A 20355-nucleotide genomic window follows, 5' to 3' on the forward strand; every position below is an offset into this window, starting at 1 on the left:
AAAATAATTATTCTTGTTTATCTAAAAAACGCTTATCAAAAAGGCTATTTAAATGCACATTGCTTAAAGCAACTTTTAAAGAAGTAAAAAAGTCTGGATTATTTTCTTCCATTTCTTTTAGCATTTGTTTTGTTTTTTCTCTAGCGTGGGGGCGTTTATCATCGCTTTGCCACATGATAGGACAATTACAATCAGGAGCAATATAAATATTGTTTTTAGCAATAAAGTCAATAATTTGCCTCTCACGCACAAAGATTAGTGGGCGTATTACATACAGCCCATTTTCTGCTTTATAGATAGGGGGCATAGAACGCAAAGCACCATTATAGGTTAGATTCATCATAAAGCTTTCTGCTGCATCATCTAAGTGGTGTGCTAGAGCGATTTTATTATATCCTCCCTCTTGTGCTTTAGTATAGAGTGCCCCTCTACGCATACGCGAACAAAAGCTACAATAAACGCTCCCCTCGCGTTTATTTTCTTCTAAAATTTTATAAATATCTGTCCTATAAAGCTCATAAGGGATACCATTTTTCTCGCAATATTCAAAGATATATTCATATTCCCCACCGCGTCCATAATCTACTGTGAGTGCTTTAAATTCAAAATTAAAAGGAGCATATTTTTTAAGTCTTGCTAGAAGTGTGGCTAAAAGTATAGAATCTTTTCCGCCACTTAGCCCAAGTAGAACTCTATCGCCTTCTTTGATTAAATCAAATTCAGCATTTGTTTTGCCAGTGATTTTTAAAATTTTTTTACTAATTTCCATTGTCTAACTCTTTAAATTTATCGCTTAAATGCAAGTTTATAAAATCTCTAATTTCTTGCTCTTCTAATAAGTGTTTATCGTATTTTATTACGGCTTTTTTCTCGCTTTCATTGATATACCATTCTAAGATTCCCACAAGCTCCACAAGCACTTCTAAATCCTCTCTGCATACACCCTCTTGCAAAGGTAGATAAAGATTTTTTTGAAAAGTGGGATTTGCTAAAAACACAAAAAGCACAATCCATAAAAAAGAAGCAATCACAACAAACATACTAATAGACAACATTCCAAAAAATTCATAAAAATGCCCTCCAATGAGTGCGCCTATAAAAGTTCCAAGATAGCCAAAAGAAGTAAAAATCCCTAAAGCACTTCCTTTTTGATGTGCTTTGCAATAGCGACTAGCAAGACTTTGCATAATGGGTTCATGGATAGAAAATCCTATAAAAAACACCAAAATCCCTACAATAAAAGCCCACTTGTTATGGCTAAGCATCAAAAGATAAGCAACCACAAAAAATAGCACCCCAACAATCATAACACTTTTAAATTTACCCTTTTTTTCTGCAATAATCGCAGCAGGAGCCATAGATAAAAGCCCTAAAATGCTCGCTGGAATATAGATTTTATAAAGCTCCTCTTTTGGCATATCAAATCCTTTAGTGAGCGCAATAGGAATGATTAAAAACGCCAAAGTCATAAAGCCTTTTTGCAAGAAATTTGTAAGATTCATAATTTGCAAATTTCTATTTTTTAAAATAAGTCCATATTCATTAGTATTTGCATTAAAGCTATAAGTAATTTTAGGTGCGTTAGGCACAGCGATAAACAACACTATAATGCTAAAAATCGCCAAAATACAGGTAATCCAAAAAAGACTAGCAACTCCATAAATCCCACCAATAATAGGACCAATAATCATCGCAAATACAAAAGAAAAAGAAATCGTAGCGCCCATAAATGCCATTGCTTTTGTGCGTTTCTCTTCATTGACTAAATCTGCAATCATTGCACTTACCACGCCGCCAACAGCCCCGGCTCCTTGCAAGAATCTTCCTAAAATTAGCATATAAATATCCTCGCTCATCGCACAAATAACAGAGCCTAACGCAAAGATAACAAGTCCTAAAGCTATCATACTCTTACGCCCAAATTTATCGCTTAAAAACCCAAAAGGAATCTGAAAGATAACCTGTGTGAGTGCATAGCCACCCATAGCAATCCCCATTAAAATAGGAGATGTCCCACTAAGCGAGAGTGCATATAAAGATAAAAGTGGCATTACCACAAATAATCCAAAAAATCTACCCCCAAGTATCAAGCTAAGTGGCATTGTTTGTTTGATTAAATCATTTTTCACTTTTAAAATTCTCCATAATTTTGCTAAAATTACAAAAACGCAATTTTATCCCAATAAAATAAACAAGGCAATAATATGCGATTAATTTTAGCAAGTTCTAATACTCATAAGTTAAGAGAGATTAAAGAAATTTATCATAATTTTAAGGAGGTGGAAATACTTCCTTATGATTGTCTTATCACGCCTTTTGTGATAGAAGAAAACGGAAAGAGTTTTAAACAAAACGCACTTATAAAGTCTAAAGCCGTGTTTTTAGCACTAAAAGAAGCAAATTTATTGCAAAAAGATGATGTTGTGCTAAGCGATGATAGCGGAATTTGTGTGGATTTGCTAGGAGGAGCGCCGGGGATTTATAGTGCAAGATATAGCGGTGGGAGCGATGAGGATAATCTAAACAAGCTTATAGATGAGGTAGCAAAGTTAGAGGGTAAGACTTCTTTAGCGCATTATTGTGCGAGTATAGGGATTAGTAGCTTTTATGGAGATTTTAATACTTATGGATTTATGTATGGAAGTGTTATAAGCACTAAAAGAGGCTCTAATGGCTTTGGCTATGATCCTATGTTTATCCCCAAAGGATACACAAAAACCCTAGCCGAGCTTAGTAGCGAAGAAAAAAATCAAATCTCTCATAGAAAAATAGCACTAGAAAATGCAAGTTATCTCCTTAGGGCATTGATGTAAAAATAAAGATTCCATGAATAAAAAATAATAAATTAAAATTTAAAAAATTCCATAATATAATTCCAAAATAAAAATAAGTATGATTTATTTAAAATTACAATAATCATACAAACAATTAAAATAAATTGAATTATACTAAGGAGGTTTTATGTATTTTTTAAATCTTAATACCTCTTCTCCTAAAATAGTGCGGGGGGGGGGGGCATTCTAGCTCTTTATTAACCCCTTCTTTTATTGCTATCCCCTTGTCATTGCGAAGAAGCTTTGCTTCTGAAGCAATCTATTCTCTTTTGTCATTAGCAGAAATAAAACAAAGTGTAAATTCAAAAAGAGCAATCAAAAAATTTAAACTATCTCCAAAGAATCAAACTTCACTTTATATAAAAAGCAATTTTGTTCGTGGCGGTGTGATCCCTGAAATTGCAAAGCAATTTCTTCCCAAGCCACTCTCAAAATGCTTTTTATATAAAGTTTCATCGCATTTTCTATTTTCTATTCCTTTGAATCTTTTTACATTTTTTAATCATCTAAACTCTTTATTCAAAAGTAATTCTCTTAGGCGGGAAGTGGGAGCCCTAAAACTGCAAGCAGTTTTGTCTCAACCAACCACGAGAATTCTTTTGTAATAAAGAGTATTCCTCCACCTTGTCATTGCGAGGAGTGAAGCGACGAAGCAATCCATTAGACTGCTACGAGGGCTTCGCCCTCTCGGCAATGACAAAGATACTTTATTAGAATTGTATTTGTTTGTAATAATATTTAGATTGCCACGGCTCACAAGTGAGCCTCGCAATGACAGGTGGGTGGGGTAAAATCTTGCAATGACAAAGGGGGGGGGGTATAAATTTTGTAAGGACGAGTGAAGCAATAAAGCTTTATATATTTAAAGTATAAATTTATTCTTTAGGAATAGTTTGGATTTGCTGGTCACTTTTTTAGATGATTGTAATTTCTTGTGGAAAACTCATGGTGAAAATTTGAGCTAATTTTTTACAAAAATTTTGTAAAAGCTACCGCTATCTATGCCTTATTGTTACAAATTGTTGTGTTTTGTGAAAGTTGTAGTTATAAGCTAACATTATCTATAAGAATGCAATAGAGCGCAAGTTTCCTCCATTATGCTAAGCATTAGATTTAATAGTGGAGTTTTTGTGAGTTTTGGTAGCTTTTGATTTGTGTAGTTTTTACTCATTTTTTATTTTTGCAATTTTGGGTTATTTTTACACAAAGGAAAATAAATTTTTACTAAAAGCCTTTGCAAAGTAGTTTTTAAGCACCTCTTTTTTAGAATCAAAACATAAAATTAATCATTTAGGAGGCGTCATGCTTGAAATTAGATGGCATAGCCGTGCAGGACAAGGTGCAGTAACAGGTGCTAAAGGTTTAGCAGATGTAATTGCAGGAACTGGTAAAGAGGTGCAAGCTTTTGCTTTTTATGGTTCTGCAAAAAGAGGTGCTGCGATGACGGCTTATAATAGGATTGATGAAAATCCAATATTAAATCACGAAAAATTTATGAATCCTGATTATATTTTAGTGATTGACCCGGGTTTGACTTATATTGCTGATATTTGTGCAAATGAGAAACCCACTACAAAATACATTATCACAACGCATTTAAGTAAAGAAGAATTTTTAGAAAGTAAGCCAGAACTAAAAAATAAAGAAGTTTATATATTAGATTGTATCAAGCTTTCTATGGAAGCATTTGGTAAATCAATCCCTAATGCACCTATGCTTGGGGCATTTTTAAAAGTTTCACAAAGTTTGGATTTAGAGTTTTTCTTAGAATCTTTTAAAAAGGTTTTAGGTAAAAAACTCCCCCAAAAAATCATTGATGCAAATATGGAAGTTATTAGAAAAGCTTATAATGAAGTAAAATAGGAGCGTAAATATGGAATATAAAGGCTGGAATGAATTTGAAGCAGGTTCAGTATTGTTTCCTTTTGAAAAAGAAGGTGGGGAAATGGTGCAAAAACATGCAGATGCAAGAGAATATAGAGAGGATAGCTCTTATAAGGCAAGTGTAGCACACTGGAGAGTGGAAAAACCTGTTTTTAACCACGATCATTGTATTAATTGTTATTTTTGCTGGGTTTATTGTCCAGATTCTTCAATCTTGGTAAGAGATGAGAAGATGAGTGGTGTGGATTATGTGCATTGTAAAGGCTGTGGAGTGTGTGTGGATGTATGTCCTACAAATCCAAAATCGCTTTTAATGTTTAATGATTATGAAAGCAACGAAGAGGCTTTAAGTAAATGGCCTGCAAAAGAAGCTAAGAAAAAGGATAACTAATGGCAGAAGTATATGAATTGCAAGAAATTGAAGTTTGGGATGGAAATATGGCGGCAAGCCATGCGTTGCGTCAAGCTCAAATTGATGTAGTTTCTGCTTATCCTATTACTCCATCAACTCCTATTGTGCAAAATTATGCAACATTTTTGGCAAATGGCTATATTGATGGCGAGTTTGTAATGGTAGAATCAGAACATGCAGCAATGAGTGGCTGTGTGGGTGCAGCCGCAGCAGGTGGGCGTGTGGCGACAGCTACAAGCTCTCAAGGGTTTGCATTAATGGTAGAGGTGCTTTATCAAGCATCAGGTATGCGATTGCCTATTGTTTTAAATGTAGTTAATCGTGCTTTAGCAAGCCCTCTAAATGTAAATGGAGATCATTCAGATATGTATCTTGGGCGTGATGCAGGGTGGGTGAATCTATGCACCTATAATCCGCAAGAAGCCTATGATTTTAACCTTATGGCATTTAAAATCGCAGAAGATTATGATGTAAGATTGCCTGTGATGGTTCATCAAGATGGATTTATCTGTTCGCATACTGCACAGAGTGTGCGTCCACTAAAAGATGATGTGGCTTATAAGTTTATCGGCGATTATAAACCTAAAAATGCTATGCTAGATTTTAGCAAACCTGCTACTTATGGTTCTCAAACAGAAGAAGATTGGCATTTTGAGCATAAAGCACAGCTTCATAATGCGATTATGAATTCTATGCCAGTGATTGAACGCACATTTAAGGAATTTGAAGCATTAAGTGGAAGAAAATATAATGTAGTAGAAGAGTATGATACACAGGATGCAGAAGTGATTATCGTAGCACTTGGGACAACCGTAGAATCAGCACGTATTGCTGCTAAAAAAGCTAGAGAAAATGGAATTAAAGCGGGTGTGGTGAGTATTAGAGTATTGCGTCCTTTCCCTTATGAGAGATTGGGTGAAGCACTAAAGAATGCTAAAGCTGTGGCATTTTTAGATAGAAGCTTACCAGCAGGAGCTATGGGAATGCTTTATAATGAAGGAGTTGCAGCTCTTTATGCACAAGGCTCTAAAGCAGTAGTAAGTAATTATATTTATGGGCTTGGTGGAAGAGATTTAACACAAAATCACTTATCTGAGATTTATAAAGAATTAGACGCAAATGCAAAAGCAGGAAAATTAACCCATAAAACACAACAATTTATTGGACTTAGAGGTCCAAAACTTGGCTTTAATTAAGGAGTATCAAGTGAGTGAAATTAAAAATTTAAAACAATATTCTAAGGCAAGTGAGAGATTTGAAGGTGCAAATTTATTATGTCCAGGCTGTGCACATGGGATTATCGTAAGAGAGGTTTTAAATGCAACCGACCATCCATTGTTAGTAGCGGCTTCTACGGGCTGTTTGGAGGTTTCTACTGCTGTGTATCCTTATACTTCTTGGGATGTGCCTTGGATTCATATTGGATTTGAAAATAGTTCTACTGCGATTGCAGGGGCTGAAGCAATGTATAAGGCTCTTAAAAGAAAAGGAAAGTTATATAGCGATAAAGAGCCAAAATTTGTAGCATTTGGTGGAGATGGTTCTACCTATGATATTGGTTTTCAATTTATAAGTGGTTGTTTTGAACGAGGGCATGACTTTACTTATGTGTGTTTAGATAATGAAGTGTATGCAAACACAGGTGGACAAAGAAGTGGTTCTACACCTGTTGGTGCTTCTACAACAACAACTCCAGCAGGGCGTGTAAGCTATGGAAAAAAAGATAAGAAAAAAGATTTACTTTTTATTATGGCAGCACATGGAGCACCTTATGTAGCACAAGTAGCTCCTAATAAGTGGAAAGATATGAGTAAAAAAATTAAAACTGCCATTGAAACAGAGGGGCCAACTTTTATTAATGCAATGAGTGCTTGCACGACTGAATGGAGATTTCCAGCTAATCAAACTATTGAAATGAGTGATTTAGCAACCGATTCTCTTGTTTTTCCACTCTTTGAAATTATTAATGGTAGGGAGTTAAGAATCACTTATCGTCCTAAAAATGTAATTCCTGTAAGAGATTATCTAGGAGCTCAAGCAAGATTTAAGCATTTATTTAAGCCAGAAAATGAATATCTAATCAAAGAATGGCAAAAAAATGTTGATGAGTATTGGGAATATCTCCAAAGAAGAGAAGAAGCTAAAGTATAATCTTTAGCCTCTTTGGAAGAATTTTTTGAGTTTTGTAAGAAATAAGATGAAGTATTAGATATTTGTAAAAGTAGTTTTATTCTTAAAAATATTTAATATTTTATTGTATAATGGTGCTTGTATATTTTTTGGGCATTTTGTAAAAATAAAATTATATAGATTTATGTCTCAAATGAATGTATAAGAATAATTTTGTCGCAAGTTTTGCTCTAAATCTTAAGAAATAGTTGTTTTAATTTATGCTATAATTAGTCATATTTTTTATTTTAGACTTAGAAAAGTTTTTATATTTTAATTTAAGGAGTCTGTATTGAAAATGGTTGTTGTAGATGATAGTTCGACGATGAGGAGAATTATAAAAAATACATTAGCAAGACTAGGATACAATGATATTTTAGAAGGTGAAAATGGCATAGAAGGGTGGGATAGAATGAATGCTAATCCCGATGTGAAGGTATTAATTACAGATTGGAATATGCCTGAAATGAATGGTTTGGATTTGGTTAAAAAAGTAAGAGCCGATGAGAGATTTAAGGATATTCCTATTATTATGGTTACCACAGAGGGCGGTAAGGCAGAGGTTATCACAGCACTAAAGGCTGGAGTGAATAACTATATTGTAAAGCCTTTTACACCTCAAGTATTAAAAGAGAAGTTAGAAGTAGTTTTAGGAGTAAATGACTAAAAAATGGATACTTATTATAATTGTCTTATTGTCCATTCTAGCCAACATCTTGAAATATTAGAAGCTAAGGTAATGGAAATGTCTGATGAAGCCATTGAGCAAATTGAAGGGGGCTTTATTTTGAGGACACAAAAAGACATTCCTAGTATTAAAAAAGATTTGATTTTTTATATTAATAATTTAAAAGAGCTTATGCAGAGTGATTTTGAGTATAGTCTTGAAGAAAGAAAAGAAAAAAATCAAGATTGGATTAATGAATACTGCAAATCTATCGCTCCTATTGAATGTGGAAAGCTCTATATCCACCCTTCATGGCATGAGGAAAAAAGGGATAAAATTAATATTTTAATAGATCCTGCACTTGCCTTTGGTAGCGGACATCATGAAAGCACTTATGGTTGCTTAGAAGTTTTGCAAGAGATTCCATTGCAAGACAAAAAATTGCTAGATGTTGGTTGTGGGAGTGGGATATTATCCATTATGGCAGCTAAGTGCGGTGCAAAAGTGTGGAGTTGTGATACAGACGAAATGGCAGTGCTATCTACTAAAGATAATGCTAGTAAAAATCATATAGAGCTTCAAGAGGTTTGGGAAGGCTCTTTAGATAAAATTACAGCCTTGCAGGGGAGTTTTGATGTGGTTGTGGCAAATCTCTTAGCAGATATTATTGTGGCATTGCCTTTGCAACTTTATCCAAAGAAAGAGGGCGTTTTGATTTTATCAGGAATCTTAAATATTTATGCTAATAAAGTTCTTGAGAAATTTAAAGACTTTACCATTTTGAAGCAGGTTGAAAAGGGTGAATGGATAACATTTGCTCTAAAAAGATGATAAGGAAAATGAATGCAAAAAAGACAGAATAACGAACCAAATCAACAAGATAAAAAACCTAATAATTTTTTCAATCAGAATCCTATTTTAGTTTTTATTATATTCGCAATTCTTGCCATTGTTGCTTTTAGATTTATTTCTCCTAGTGGAGATACTAATAGTAAATTAGGTGGTGCCAGCACAAATAAGAATGTAAATTATTATGAATTAAAAAAGATGATTGAAAATAAAGAAGTAGATTTTGTTGCTATTGGACAAACAATGATTAAAGCTACTTCTAATATGGGGGGGAATAAGATTGTTTATACCGCTCAAAGAGTAAGTCCTGATAACTCTTTAATACCACTTTTAGAAGAAAAACAAGTAGAATATTCAGGCTATAATGAAAGTAATTGGCTTAGCGATATGCTTTTTGGGTGGGTGTTGCCTGTGTTTATATTCTTTGCTATTTGGATGTTCTTAGCTTCAAGAATGCAAAAGAATATGGGAAATGGAATCTTAGGGATTGGAAGTTCTAAAAAACTTGTAAATGCTGAAAAGCCTAATGTGAAATTTGATGATATGGCAGGAAATGTAGAAGCAAAAGATGAAGTTGTAGAGATTGTGGATTTTTTGAAAAATCCAGATAGATATGCAGCACTTGGAGCTAAAATACCTAAAGGAGTGTTGCTTGTAGGACCTCCAGGGACAGGTAAAACACTTTTGGCAAAAGCGGTTGCAGGAGAGGCAAATGTGCCTTTTTTCTCTGTGAGCGGAAGTAGTTTTATTGAAATGTTTGTGGGTGTAGGTGCAAGTAGAGTAAGAGATTTGTTTGAAAATGCTAAAAAAGAAGCTCCTAGTATTATTTTTATTGACGAGATTGATGCGATTGGTAAAAGTAGGGCAGCAGGTGGTATGATTAGCGGTAATGATGAGAGAGAGCAGACGCTAAACCAGCTTTTAGCAGAAATGGATGGCTTTAGCTCTGATTCTTCTCCTGTAATTGTTCTAGCAGCTACTAACCGCCCTGAAGTGCTTGATCCAGCTTTGCTTAGACCAGGAAGATTTGATAGGCAAGTTTTAGTGGATAAGCCTGATTTTGAGGGAAGAGTTGAGATTTTAAAAGTGCATATTAAAAATATTAAGCTTTCTAAAAATGTAGATTTATTTGAAGTGGCAAAGCTTACTGCAGGGCTTGCAGGAGCAGATTTAGCAAATATTGTAAATGAAGCTGCATTACTAGCAGGAAGAAACAATAAAAGAGAAGTGGAGCAAAGTGATTTCTTAGAAGCTGTGGAGAGAGGGATAGCAGGATTGGAGAAAAAATCACGCAGAATCTCGCCCAAAGAAAAGAAAATTGTCGCTTATCATGAGAGTGGGCATGCACTCATTGCAGAGATTACAAAAGGCGCTAAGAAGGTTACTAAAGTTTCAATTATTCCTAGAGGATTGGCAGCACTTGGTTATACGCTAAATACTCCAGAGGAAAATAAATATTTAATGCAAAAGCATGAGCTTTTGGCTGAAGTAGATGTGCTTTTAGGTGGTAGAGCAGCTGAAGCTGTATTTTTAGGAGAAATCTCAACGGGTGCAAGTAACGATTTAGAGAGGGCGACAGATATTATAAAAGCTATGGTAAGCTATTATGGTATGACAGATGTAGCAGGACTTATGGTGCTAGAGAAGCAACGCAATGTCTTTTTAAATGGTGGCTTAGGTAGCTCTAGAGAATATAGTGAAGAGATGGCGCAAAAAATGGATGCCTATATCAAAGAGATTTTAAATGAGAGATTTGAAGCAGTTAAAGATTCTCTAACTACCTATAAAGAAGCCATTGAAAATATTGTAAAAGAACTTTTTGAAAAAGAAAATATTGATGGAGAGAAAGTAAGAGAGATTATTTCTGCTTTTGAAGAAGAAAATAATATGCCTACGCGTCTTGTAAAAGAAGAAGAGGAAGCATAAATAAATAAAGGAAGCAAAGTGAGAACGACAACGCAAATTATCGCAAAAGAGGGTTGGAAAATATTAAGCATAGTGGGCGTTATTTTTCTACTTTGCTGGTTATTGTCTTGGAATGTGCCTGGTTGGATTAGTTTAATTACATTTGTTTGTTTGTTGTATTTTTACTATAATCCAGAAAGAATTCCACAAGAGGATTCAAAAGATGCTATCATAGCGCCACTTGATGCAAAAGTTAAAAAAATAGAAACTAAAGAAGATGGGATTTATATAGAGCTTATGAAACCTATTTGTTTTAGAGGGCTTTTAAGAATGCCTTTTAGTGGATATGCCACTAAAGAGCAAGAAGTTTTTGGGCTTTTAAATGCTAAAGAAAATAATGGAGAATATGTTAAAATCAAATTTTGTAAGAACGAGGAAATAGACGCTCATAATTTAGAATTAAAGCTTTATCCTACAATTTATTCTTATAGGATTAGCCTTTGTCCTAAACAATTAGAAAAATTAGGACAAAGAATAGGATTTTTTCTAAGTGGTAAGGCTGTTATTAAAATCCCTTTAAATACGGAATTGAAAGTTTTTGAAAATGATAGAATTTATGCGGGACAAACACTTATGGGATACATAAGATTATGAAAATAGATCCTTTATATATTTTGCCTAATTTTTTTACAGGCGCTAGTATTTATCTTGGTATTTTATCCATGGCCTATGCTTATTCTGGGCGTTTTGAGCTTGCTTGTTGGCTTGTATTGCTTAGCCTTATTTTTGATGGATTAGATGGAAGAATTGCAAGGCTTACAGGCACAACAAGTAAATTTGGTGTGGAATTTGACTCATTAGCAGATGTTGTTGCTTTTGGAGTGGCACCTGCTATGATTTTGTTTTTTTATGTAGGGCATCATTATGGTAAATTTGGTGCTGTGGTGTCTGGGCTTTATGTGGTTTTTGGAGCGATTAGACTTGCTAGATTTAATGTAACCACTACCCAGAATGAACCTAATGTTTTTATAGGGCTTCCTATCCCTTCTGCCGCAGTTTTTATTGTGAGTTGGTTGCTTTTTGAAATGGGTATAAAGCAAGATTATCCCCATTATGATTCTATACTTTTAGTCTTATTGCTTGCAAGTAGCTTGTTAGTTGGGCTTTTAATGGTGAGTAATATCCGCTATCCTAGTTTTAAGAAAATGAGTTTTGAACGCGTGAGCTTTGGCAAGATTATAGTTTTGTTAATGCTTATTTTGGCTGTTTTGTTTATGTATCCTACTTATACAATTGTTGTATTAATAAGTGCTTATGTTCTTTTTGGGCCTATGCGTGCTTGTTATTATCTTATCTTTAGAAAGAGGGTTTAAGATGAGGGTGCATTTATTAAAATCGAGTGATATATTTTTGCAAAATTTCCTTACACATTCACTACTACTTCCACTGCTCCCTTAGGGGATGCATATATTTTTACAACTTCATAATAATTTTACTTAACAAATAAAAACAATTCATTAAAGGAATATACTATGGAAATGATAAAGATTTTTGATACAACTTTAAGAGATGGTGAGCAAAGCCCAGGTGCTTCTATGAATACTGAAGAGAAGATAAGATTGGCTTTGCAGTTAGAAAGATTGGGTGTAGATGTGATTGAAGCAGGGTTTGCAGCAGCAAGTCCGGGTGATTTTGAAGCAATTAGCAGAATAGGAGAAGTAGTGAAAAATAGCACTATTTGTTCTTTATCACGTGCGCTTACTAAGGATATTGAGATCGCAGCAAATGCTTTGCAAAAGGCAAAACATAAAAGGATTCATACTTTTATTGCTACAAGTGAGATTCATATGCAATATAAGCTTAAAATGAGCAAAGATGAGGTTTTAAAAAGAGCATTTGAAGCGGTTAAGTTAGCAAGAAGCTTGTGTGAAGATGTGGAGTTTAGCTGTGAAGATGCGTGTAGAAGTGATGTAGGGTTTTTAAAAGAGGTGGCACTAGCTGTGATTGAAGCGGGTGCTAGCACGCTAAATTTACCTGATACTGTGGGGTATAGAATCCCAAGTGAGCTTGGAAGCTTGATTAAAGAAATGAAAGAGTGTGTGGGAGATAGGGCGATTTTGTCAGTGCATTGTCATAATGATTTAGGCTTAGCGGTGGCAAACTCACTAGAGGGGATTAAAAATGGAGCAAGACAGCTTGAATGCACAATTAATGGACTAGGAGAGAGAGCGGGAAATACTGCTTTAGAAGAAATAGTAATGATTTTAAAAACAAGGCAGGATATTTTTAAAGGGCTTGATACAAGGATTAACACAAAAGAAATTTATGCAAGCTCTAAGCTAGTTTCAGACATTACAGGGATACGCCCACAGCCTAATAAAGCGATTGTTGGGAAAAATGCTTTTTCGCATGAGAGTGGAATCCATCAAGATGGTATGCTAAAAAATCGCGAAACTTATGAGATTATGAGGGCTAGTGATATAGGGATTATAGAAAGTGATGGACTGGTTTTAGGTAAGCATAGTGGTAGGGCTGCTTTTAGGGATAAGCTTGCAAGTTTAGGCTTTGTGGATATTTCACAAGAAGCACTAGATAGGGCATTTGCAGAGTTTAAGATTTTGTGTGATAAGAAAAAAGAAGTGTATGATGAGGATTTGCGTTCTATTATGACACAAGAAAGTGTGAGTATTCCGCAAGTGTTTGAGCTTGTCTCTTTGCAGATTAGTAATTGTTCTAAAGGTGTGCCACATGCTGCAATTTGTATCCAAAAAGATGGGGATAAAAGCATTGATGCGGCTATTGGAAATGGAAGTGTAGATGCGATTTTAAAAACTATTGATAGGATTAGTGGCTACAATGGGGTGCTAAAAGATTATAAAGTGGAGGCAGTAAGTGAGGGTAAAGATGCACTTGCTAAAGTGGTGGTAAAAGTGGAGTTTGATCCAAACAAACCTGCGCTTATTGGACATGGATTGCATCTTGATACGATGTTTGCCACTGCTAAGGCATATCTTGGTGCGTTAAATAGCTATTTAGCAATGAAGGAGCTTATTAAGCATAAGAGTATGGGGGTGTAGATAGATGAATAGTTTTAAAGAAGAGATTGAATTATTTAAAAAATTTCAAGACAGATGGAGTTTGGAAAAAGTCCAAAATATGAAGTTAGAGGAATATACAAGCACTCAAAAAGATAATCCAAATAGAGATGATTTTACATTTTGGATAGAAAGTAAATTGGATACTTTAGGGAGTATTTGGGGAGGTTCGGCTTTTAAATTTGGTGTGTATAGGCGTAATGAAAATAAGGATAAAAAGAGTGCAAGTGGGCGAAAATATAAAGATAATTATGGTTGGTATGATAAATTTGGTAGCACTTCAGAAGAGGCTTTTGTAGAAGTTAAAAAAGAGATTATAAAAATAATAGCGACCATAGAAGCAACTAAGGAAAATAAGGAAAATAAGGAAAATAAGGAAAATAAATTAGAGGAAATTGAAAAATCTAAGCTTGGCTTTGCTATAAGGTGGAAAATAGCCTTTCATTATCAAAATATTGAGGATATTAAAATTGTTAATATTTTTTCTAAAAGTGTTTTGGACGCAATTTCTATGGATAAATATGGGAGAAAATTAAAAACTTATGAGCTTTATGAGAAGCTTTTGAGTGATAAGGAAAAATATAGTTTAGAAGAGGTTTTAAAGCTATCAAAGGACTTATGGGAAAAATATAGTAAAAATCAAAATAAAGAGCAAGATAATCAAGAAGAACAAGGAGAAAGAATGAAAATACCACTTAATCAGATTCTTTATGGACCTCCGGGGACTGGGAAAACTTATCATACCATTGATAAGGCTTTGGAGATTTTAGGGTATAAAAATCTTTTGGAAGATAAAGAGAATAAGAAATTTCTAGACTATGAAAAAATCCAAAAAGATTTAGAAAAATTTCAAATTGATTACAAAAAAGATGATGAAAGAAAACAGGCTAAAGCACTTTTTGATTATTATGTAAAAAAAGGACAAATTGTTTTTACCACTTTTCATCAAAGCTATGGCTATGAAGAGTTTGTAGAAGGGATAAAGCCTATAATAAATGATGAGTCTAATTCTAAAGAAGTGCAATATGAGATAAGCGATGGAGTTTTTAAAGAGCTTTGTAAAAAAGCTTTGGTGAATTATCAACTATCAGATAACAGCGAAAAAGATAAACAAAATATCGATTTAGATAAGTTAATTTTTGAATTTGCCAATTATATTAATCAAAATTTTATAGATAAGGGAAATGAATTTCCTTTAGAGAATAAAGTTAGTATTAGAGAAATTCTTTTAAATTCCAAAGACGAGTATCGCTCTTTCTTATTGGGTGGCTCTATTAAAAGTCCTCAAAGATTGACCATTGATATTATAAAAAGAGATTATTTAAATTTTAAAAGTGGAGCTATTAAGGATTATAAAGATGTTAAGCCAAAATATGATAGCCAAAGTGATTATCATGGAAATGCGATTTATTATTTCATGTTTTATAAAAAATTAAAGGAGTTTGAAAAAACGCACAATGTAAATTTTGAAAATATAAATGGGGAATTAAAACCTTACATAATCATCATTGATGAAATCAATCGTGGCAATGCAAGTAAGATTTTTGGGGAGCTTATAACTTTAATAGAATCTAGCAAAAGGATAGGAGAAGATGAGGAGCTAAGAGTATCTTTGCCTTATAGTAGAAATGAATTTGATAATGGCAAAGGTTTTGGAGTGCCTAAAAATGTGTATATCCTAGGCACTATGAATACAGCTGATAGAAGCATAACCTCTCTTGATACGGCTTTAAGGAGAAGATTTGAATTTATAGAGATGATGCCTATGCCTAGTTTGCTTCAAAAATGTGAGGAAGTTGATTTGCAAAAGTTATTAGAAGCTATCAATACTCGCATAGAATATTTGCTGGATAGAGAAAAAACCATAGGGCACGCATTTTTTATAGATGTTAAAAATTTAGAGGATTTAAAAAATGTATTTCAAAATAAAATCATTCCGCTTTTGCAAGAGTATTTTTATAACGATTATGCTTTAATGAGTGCGGTTTTAAATGATAATGGTATGATTTGCAAAGACAAGGAAGATAAAAAAGATGATAAATATTTACAAAAAATAAAAAATTTAGACAATGTAGATAGTGAAAAAAATATTTATAATATTACTCCATTTAATAATGAAATTTGGGATAAACTAGAAAAATATCAAGCTATTTATGATGATGAGAAAAATCAATCAAATAATGAAGAACAATAACACATTTTCTATCATTGAGCATCAAGCCTTTTGCAAAGAAGATTTACAAGGGGTTTTTGGGAAAAAGGCTGAAAATTTTTACAAAGAACTAGAAGATTTTGCAAAAAATAATGAGAATCTTTTGGGCTTTAATAATAAAAACACCCTAAAAGCTAAAAATTATGTGGGCATTATTCAGACAAAAAGTGGAGTTTTGGAGATCTTGCCAAAATGCACTGATTTAGAAAAATATATAGAGGAAAAAGATATAACAAATTTGCCTTTAAAGCCTTTGATAGATGCTTATAAAATAGATGATAAAAAAGAATTATTTTGCGATTTTAAATATGAGGAAAATTTTAAATTCAATCCTAAAACCCTTTTAATTAATCTATTAAAAACTCTAAAAAATTCTCCCTTTAAACAATCGCAAATTTCATCTTTAAAACTTTCTAAAATGCCTTTATTTGAAGTGTTTATTGCGATGTTTTTAGATGAGTTTTTTAGTGTGTATAAAAAAGGTTTGAAAAAAGATTATGTAAGCATAGAAGAAAATAGAAAATTTCTTAAAGGTAAATTACATTTTAGTAAGCATTTAAAGCAAAATTTAATCCATAAAGAAAGATTTTTTACAAGTAGTGATGAGTTTGTTTTGGATATAGCACCAAATCGCCTCATCAAATCCACTCTAAATCTTTTAAAATCTAAAACAATCGCTAATAAATTTAGAATCCTTAAAGCCTTACAAATGCTTGAAAATGTGGAGTTTTCTACAAATTACACAAAAGACTTTAGCTGTAAAATCTCAAGACATTTTAACTATTATGAAAATTTGCTTTTGTGGTGTAAGATTTTCTTACGCAATCAAACTTTTACGCCTTTTTGTGGTAAAAATGAGGCTTTTGCACTGCTTTTTCCTATGGAGAGGCTTTTTGAAAACTATGTAGCATATATGCTAAAAAAAGCAAATCTAAATTTAAATATTAAAGCTCAAAGTAGCGAGAAATATTTATTGCAACAAGATAATGAAAGTCATTTTAGGTTAAAACCAGATTTAAAACTAGAGCTTAGCAATCAAACGATTATCGCAGATACAAAGTGGAAGATTCTAACAAAGATAGAAGAAATCTCACAAAGCGATTTATATCAGATGTTTGCTTATGCAACTAAATACAAAGCAAAAGAAGTATGGCTTATTTATCCATTTATTAAATCTAATTTAGAACAAAAGAAACAAGAATTTATCTTTAAAGCAAGTGAAGTTGTGAATTTTTGCAACAATGATGAAAAAATAAAGCTAAAAATTCTTTTTGCACCTTTGCCTTTTTAATATAGTTTTATAAATTTTAGTGGGTTATCTATAAAAGCTTTATTTTGTAATCTTTAAATATTCTAAAACTTAACACTTAAGCCATATTTATCTTTTATTTGCTAAAAGATATTATTATGTAAAATAAAAAGTTTTGGTGGTTTATGAAAAGGATATTTGTTTGTCTCTTTTTATGTGTTGCTTTGCTAAATGCAGAAGAAAATATTACTAAATTTTTAAAAAAAGATATTAAAAGAATTAATCCTTTTGATCAATACAGAGAGTATGAGGGTTTTTTAGGAGTTCCTTTGCCAAGTGCCAAAACTCCTAAAATCCCTTACAAAAGTCCTTTCAATTCTCCTTTTGAAAGACATCAAAATAGAGCTAAAACCACAACTCCTACTTTTGATTTTAATACCTATGGAATAAGCACAAGTGTTTTAAATATGGGCTTAAATAAGCTTTCCCCTCTTATTGGTTCCAAAAGTGGCGATATTGTAGGGAAATATATTTCTGGGATTAAATTTGATGTAAATTTAAGCTCTAGTATTGATGAGAAGCAAAAAAATCTAGGAGGGGATATTAAAATCAATGCGCCCATTTACAAGAAGAAGTTAAGTGAGTTGTATTTGCTTGGCACTATAAAGAAGAGCCTAAGTAAAGATGAGTGGAGTGGGAGTTATGGTTTTAGTCATAAGCTAAAAGCTCCTAAAATCCAAAATCTCTATTTTATGCAGAGTTTTACTCAAGATCAAGATAAAATAGGAGAAAAAACTTTTAATTATGGAGTGGAATATTCTCCTATTAAAAACTTTTCCACCTTTATTCAAAAAGAGATTAAAACCATAGGCGATACAGACACTACAAAAGCAGGCGTGCAGTATAGGTTTAATTTTTAAATAGGTTTTACATAGTCGCTTAAAATCTCTTTGACTAATCCACCAAAATTGATTTTAAGGCGAATCTCTTTGCCATTTTGTGTAATTTCTACAATCCTTCCCATTCCTAAGATTTTATGGCTCACACAATCTCCTTTGCGGAAGCTAGAATGAGTTGCTAAAGGGGTTTTGGCAATGGAAGTGGGTTTGCCATAAACTCCGCATTCTTTTAAAAAACGAGAGGGAGGTAAATTTGCTTCCTTGCCTCTAAAGAATCTTGAATCGCTAAAGCTTAAATAAAGCTCTTTTTTAGCGCGCGTAAAAGCAACATAGCCTAATCTTCGCTCTTCTTCTAAACTACTATCTTCTTTTATCATAGGGAAGAATCCTTCTTCTAAACCGATAATAAAAACATAATCAAATTCTAACCCTTTGCTAGAATGCACACTCATACAGGAAACCCCATTAATCCCTTTGCTTTTATTGCGTTCTTCTAAATCTTCTTGATCGCTTTTTAAGGCTAATTCATTCAAAAAGTCTTCTAGCTCCATAAAGGGATTTTGCTTTAAATATTCATTATAAAGTCCATAAAATTCCTCAATATTACCTATTCTATCCACTTCATCATTGTTGTTAGAGAAAGATTGACAAAGCCCGATCTGCTTTTCAAATTCATCTAAAAAATTCTTTTCTTTAAAAGAATATTCTTGCAAGGCTTGTAGCTTTTTAAAAAGCTCTTGTATTGTATTATAGGCTTTTTTGCCGATGATTTCTTGAAGTTCTATATCGTTTTGAAAAAGGCTAAAAATACTGCATTTTTGCATAGTTGCTCTATTTTGTAGCTTTTCTAAAGTAGTCTTGCCAATCCCCCTTTTGGGTTTATTGATGATTCTAAGAAGTGAAAAATCGTCCTCTAAATTAATTAAAACTCTAAAATAACTAAGCACATCTTTGATTTCACTGCGTTCATAAAAGCGGATTGTGCCAATGAGTGTATAAGGGATATTTTCACGATTAAAGCCTTCTTCTAAAGAGCGTGAAAGTGCATTTAAGCGGAATAAAATTGCAATATCTTTAGGATCTACCCCTTTTTCAAAAAGGGATTTAATGATTTTAGAGAGAGCCGCAACTTCTTCTTTTGCGTTAAAGGATTGCAATACTTTTATGGGTGTTCCGTCCTCTTTTGTGCTTTTTAGATTTTTACCCAAGCGTTCTTTATTGTGGCTTATGAGCTTATTTGCAGCATCTAAAATAGATTTTGTAGAGCGATAGTTTTCTTCTAGTTTGATACTTTTTGCATTTTTAAAATATTTGGTGAAGTTTAAGATATTTTCTATTGTAGCTCCTCTCCAGCTATAAATGCTTTGATCATCATCGCCTACGACGCAAATATTATCATGGGTAGTGCAAAGGTGTTTTAAGAGCAAATATTGCACATAATTGGTATCTTGGTATTCATCTACCATAATGTATTGATATTTTTGACTAACTTCTGTGGCAATTTTTGGAAAATTTTCTAAAATTTCTAAAGGGAGAAGCAATAAATCATCAAAATCCACTCTATTATTTTGTAATAAAAATTCTTGATACTTATTATAAACTTTGGCAATGTGTTGATAAGTATCATTATTGGCAAAATTTATTGCATCTTTTGGAGAAATTTTGGAATTTTTCATTCTTGAGATTTCACTTGTTAAAAGTGGCAGTGGAGCGATGTTTTGATTGAATTCCTTTAAAATTTTTTTAGTATCATCACTATCTAAGAGGACAAAATTTGCCTTTCTTTCTAAAAGATGTATATAAAATTTTAAAAAAAGTAAGCCAAACTTGTGAAAAGTGCATAATAATGGGGGGTGTGAGCTTTTGTTTTCAATTAAATTTAATGCTCTTTGTTGCATTTCTTGAGCGGCTTTGTTGGTAAAGGTAAGCGTTAAAGTGCTTGCAGGCGGGATTCCAACCTCATCGATTAAGTATGCAAGGCGTGAAGTGATGGTTTTAGTTTTTCCACTTCCAGCACCTGCTAGGATTAAAAGCGGTCCATCAATAGTTTTTATGGCTTCTTGTTGGCTTTTGTTAAGTTTATTTATGTAATTTATGTCCATAAAAGGCCTTATAATGATTATTTTTATAAATTATATCTAAAAGCAGTAAAATTTCCTTGATAAGTTTTTAAAATTGTG

18 protein-coding genes are annotated in these 20355 nt (G+C 33.0%); 15 read left to right on the plus strand and 3 right to left on the minus strand.

Annotated elements, in window-relative coordinates; translation table 11 throughout:
- Positions 1–7 precede the first annotated feature (7 nt).
- Together EBF09_RS04190 and EBF09_RS04195 are read right to left on the minus strand one after the other, a co-directional pair.
- On the minus strand, positions 8–769 hold the full coding sequence (locus EBF09_RS04190; RefSeq protein WP_121763884.1) for a tRNA 2-thiocytidine biosynthesis TtcA family protein: 762 nt from the start codon (positions 767–769) through the stop codon (positions 8–10).
- Positions 759–2102 carry an MFS transporter gene (locus EBF09_RS04195; RefSeq protein WP_121763925.1) on the minus strand — a complete coding sequence of 448 codons (1344 nt, stop codon included), beginning with the start codon at positions 2100–2102 and terminating at the stop codon, positions 759–761. The genes EBF09_RS04190 and EBF09_RS04195 overlap by 11 nt, the downstream gene beginning before the upstream one ends.
- Positions 2103–2204: 102 nt before the next feature.
- Here EBF09_RS04195 and rdgB point away from each other — a divergent pair, with 102 nt between their 5' ends.
- The 15 genes from rdgB (at position 2205) to EBF09_RS04265 (ending at position 18196) form a co-directional block, all read left to right on the plus strand.
- Positions 2205–2813, plus strand: coding sequence for an RdgB/HAM1 family non-canonical purine NTP pyrophosphatase (gene rdgB / locus EBF09_RS04200; protein WP_121763885.1), 609 nt, complete (start codon positions 2205–2207; stop codon positions 2811–2813).
- Positions 2814–3103: 290 nt separating this feature from the next.
- Positions 3104–3439, plus strand: coding sequence for a hypothetical protein (locus EBF09_RS09070; RefSeq protein ID WP_157978163.1), 336 nt, complete (start codon positions 3104–3106; stop codon positions 3437–3439).
- A 697-nt stretch (positions 3440–4136) separates the two neighbouring features.
- Positions 4137–4697, plus strand: a complete 561-nt coding sequence (locus EBF09_RS04205; protein ID WP_111229531.1) for a pyruvate flavodoxin oxidoreductase subunit gamma — start codon at positions 4137–4139, stop codon at positions 4695–4697.
- Positions 4698–4707: 10 nt separating this feature from the next.
- Positions 4708–5109, plus strand: a complete 402-nt coding sequence (locus EBF09_RS04210) for a 4Fe-4S dicluster-binding protein (protein ID WP_121763886.1) — start codon at positions 4708–4710, stop codon at positions 5107–5109.
- The gene (locus EBF09_RS04215; protein ID WP_121763887.1) at positions 5109–6326 is read left to right on the plus strand and encodes a 2-oxoacid:ferredoxin oxidoreductase subunit alpha; all 1218 of its coding nucleotides are present in this window, start codon (positions 5109–5111) and stop codon (positions 6324–6326) included. The genes EBF09_RS04210 and EBF09_RS04215 overlap by 1 nt, the downstream gene beginning before the upstream one ends.
- Before the next feature lie 10 nt (positions 6327–6336).
- Positions 6337–7281 (plus strand): thiamine pyrophosphate-dependent enzyme, encoded by a 945-nt coding sequence (locus EBF09_RS04220; RefSeq protein WP_121763888.1) that lies wholly within the window; start codon positions 6337–6339, stop codon positions 7279–7281.
- A gap of 310 nt (positions 7282–7591) precedes the next feature.
- Entirely contained in the window at positions 7592–7966 is a 375-nt protein-coding gene (locus EBF09_RS04225; RefSeq protein WP_121763889.1) for a chemotaxis response regulator CheY, read from the plus strand.
- Between the two features lie 3 nt (positions 7967–7969).
- Positions 7970–8797: a 50S ribosomal protein L11 methyltransferase gene (gene prmA, locus EBF09_RS04230; RefSeq protein WP_121763890.1), complete on the plus strand. Its 828-nt coding sequence runs from the start codon at positions 7970–7972 to the stop codon at positions 8795–8797.
- A 12-nt stretch (positions 8798–8809) separates the two neighbouring features.
- Complete coding sequence (gene ftsH, locus EBF09_RS04235; protein ID WP_121763891.1) at positions 8810–10741, plus strand: ATP-dependent zinc metalloprotease FtsH; 1932 nt, start codon at positions 8810–8812, stop codon at positions 10739–10741.
- 18 nt (positions 10742–10759) lie between these two features.
- A complete protein-coding gene (locus EBF09_RS04240; protein ID WP_121763892.1) occupies positions 10760–11374 on the plus strand; it encodes a phosphatidylserine decarboxylase in 615 nt (204 codons plus the stop codon).
- Positions 11371–12093 (plus strand): CDP-diacylglycerol--serine O-phosphatidyltransferase, encoded by a 723-nt coding sequence (gene pssA / locus EBF09_RS04245; RefSeq protein WP_121763893.1) that lies wholly within the window; start codon positions 11371–11373, stop codon positions 12091–12093. Before EBF09_RS04240 ends, pssA begins: the two co-directional genes overlap by 4 nt.
- 159 nt (positions 12094–12252) lie before the next feature.
- On the plus strand, positions 12253–13797 hold the full coding sequence (locus tag EBF09_RS04250) for a 2-isopropylmalate synthase (protein WP_121763894.1): 1545 nt from the start codon (positions 12253–12255) through the stop codon (positions 13795–13797).
- A 4-nt stretch (positions 13798–13801) separates the two neighbouring features.
- Positions 13802–16009 carry an McrB family protein gene (locus tag EBF09_RS04255; protein ID WP_121763895.1) on the plus strand — a complete coding sequence of 736 codons (2208 nt, stop codon included), beginning with the start codon at positions 13802–13804 and terminating at the stop codon, positions 16007–16009.
- Positions 15972–17318 carry an McrC family protein gene (locus tag EBF09_RS04260; RefSeq protein WP_232817655.1) on the plus strand — a complete coding sequence of 449 codons (1347 nt, stop codon included), beginning with the start codon at positions 15972–15974 and terminating at the stop codon, positions 17316–17318. The genes EBF09_RS04255 and EBF09_RS04260 overlap by 38 nt, the downstream gene beginning before the upstream one ends.
- A 143-nt stretch (positions 17319–17461) precedes the next feature.
- The gene (locus EBF09_RS04265) at positions 17462–18196 is read left to right on the plus strand and encodes a hypothetical protein (RefSeq protein WP_121763896.1); all 735 of its coding nucleotides are present in this window, start codon (positions 17462–17464) and stop codon (positions 18194–18196) included.
- Here EBF09_RS04265 and EBF09_RS04270 read toward each other — a convergent pair.
- Complete coding sequence (locus EBF09_RS04270) at positions 18193–20277, minus strand: ATP-dependent helicase (RefSeq protein ID WP_121763897.1); 2085 nt, start codon at positions 20275–20277, stop codon at positions 18193–18195. The genes EBF09_RS04265 and EBF09_RS04270 overlap by 4 nt on opposite strands.
- Between the last annotated feature and the right edge of the window lie 78 nt (positions 20278–20355).

It is taken from the genome of Helicobacter burdigaliensis, from assembly GCF_003670295.1.
GTDB classification, from domain to species: Bacteria; Campylobacterota; Campylobacteria; order Campylobacterales; family Helicobacteraceae; genus Helicobacter_D; species Helicobacter_D burdigaliensis.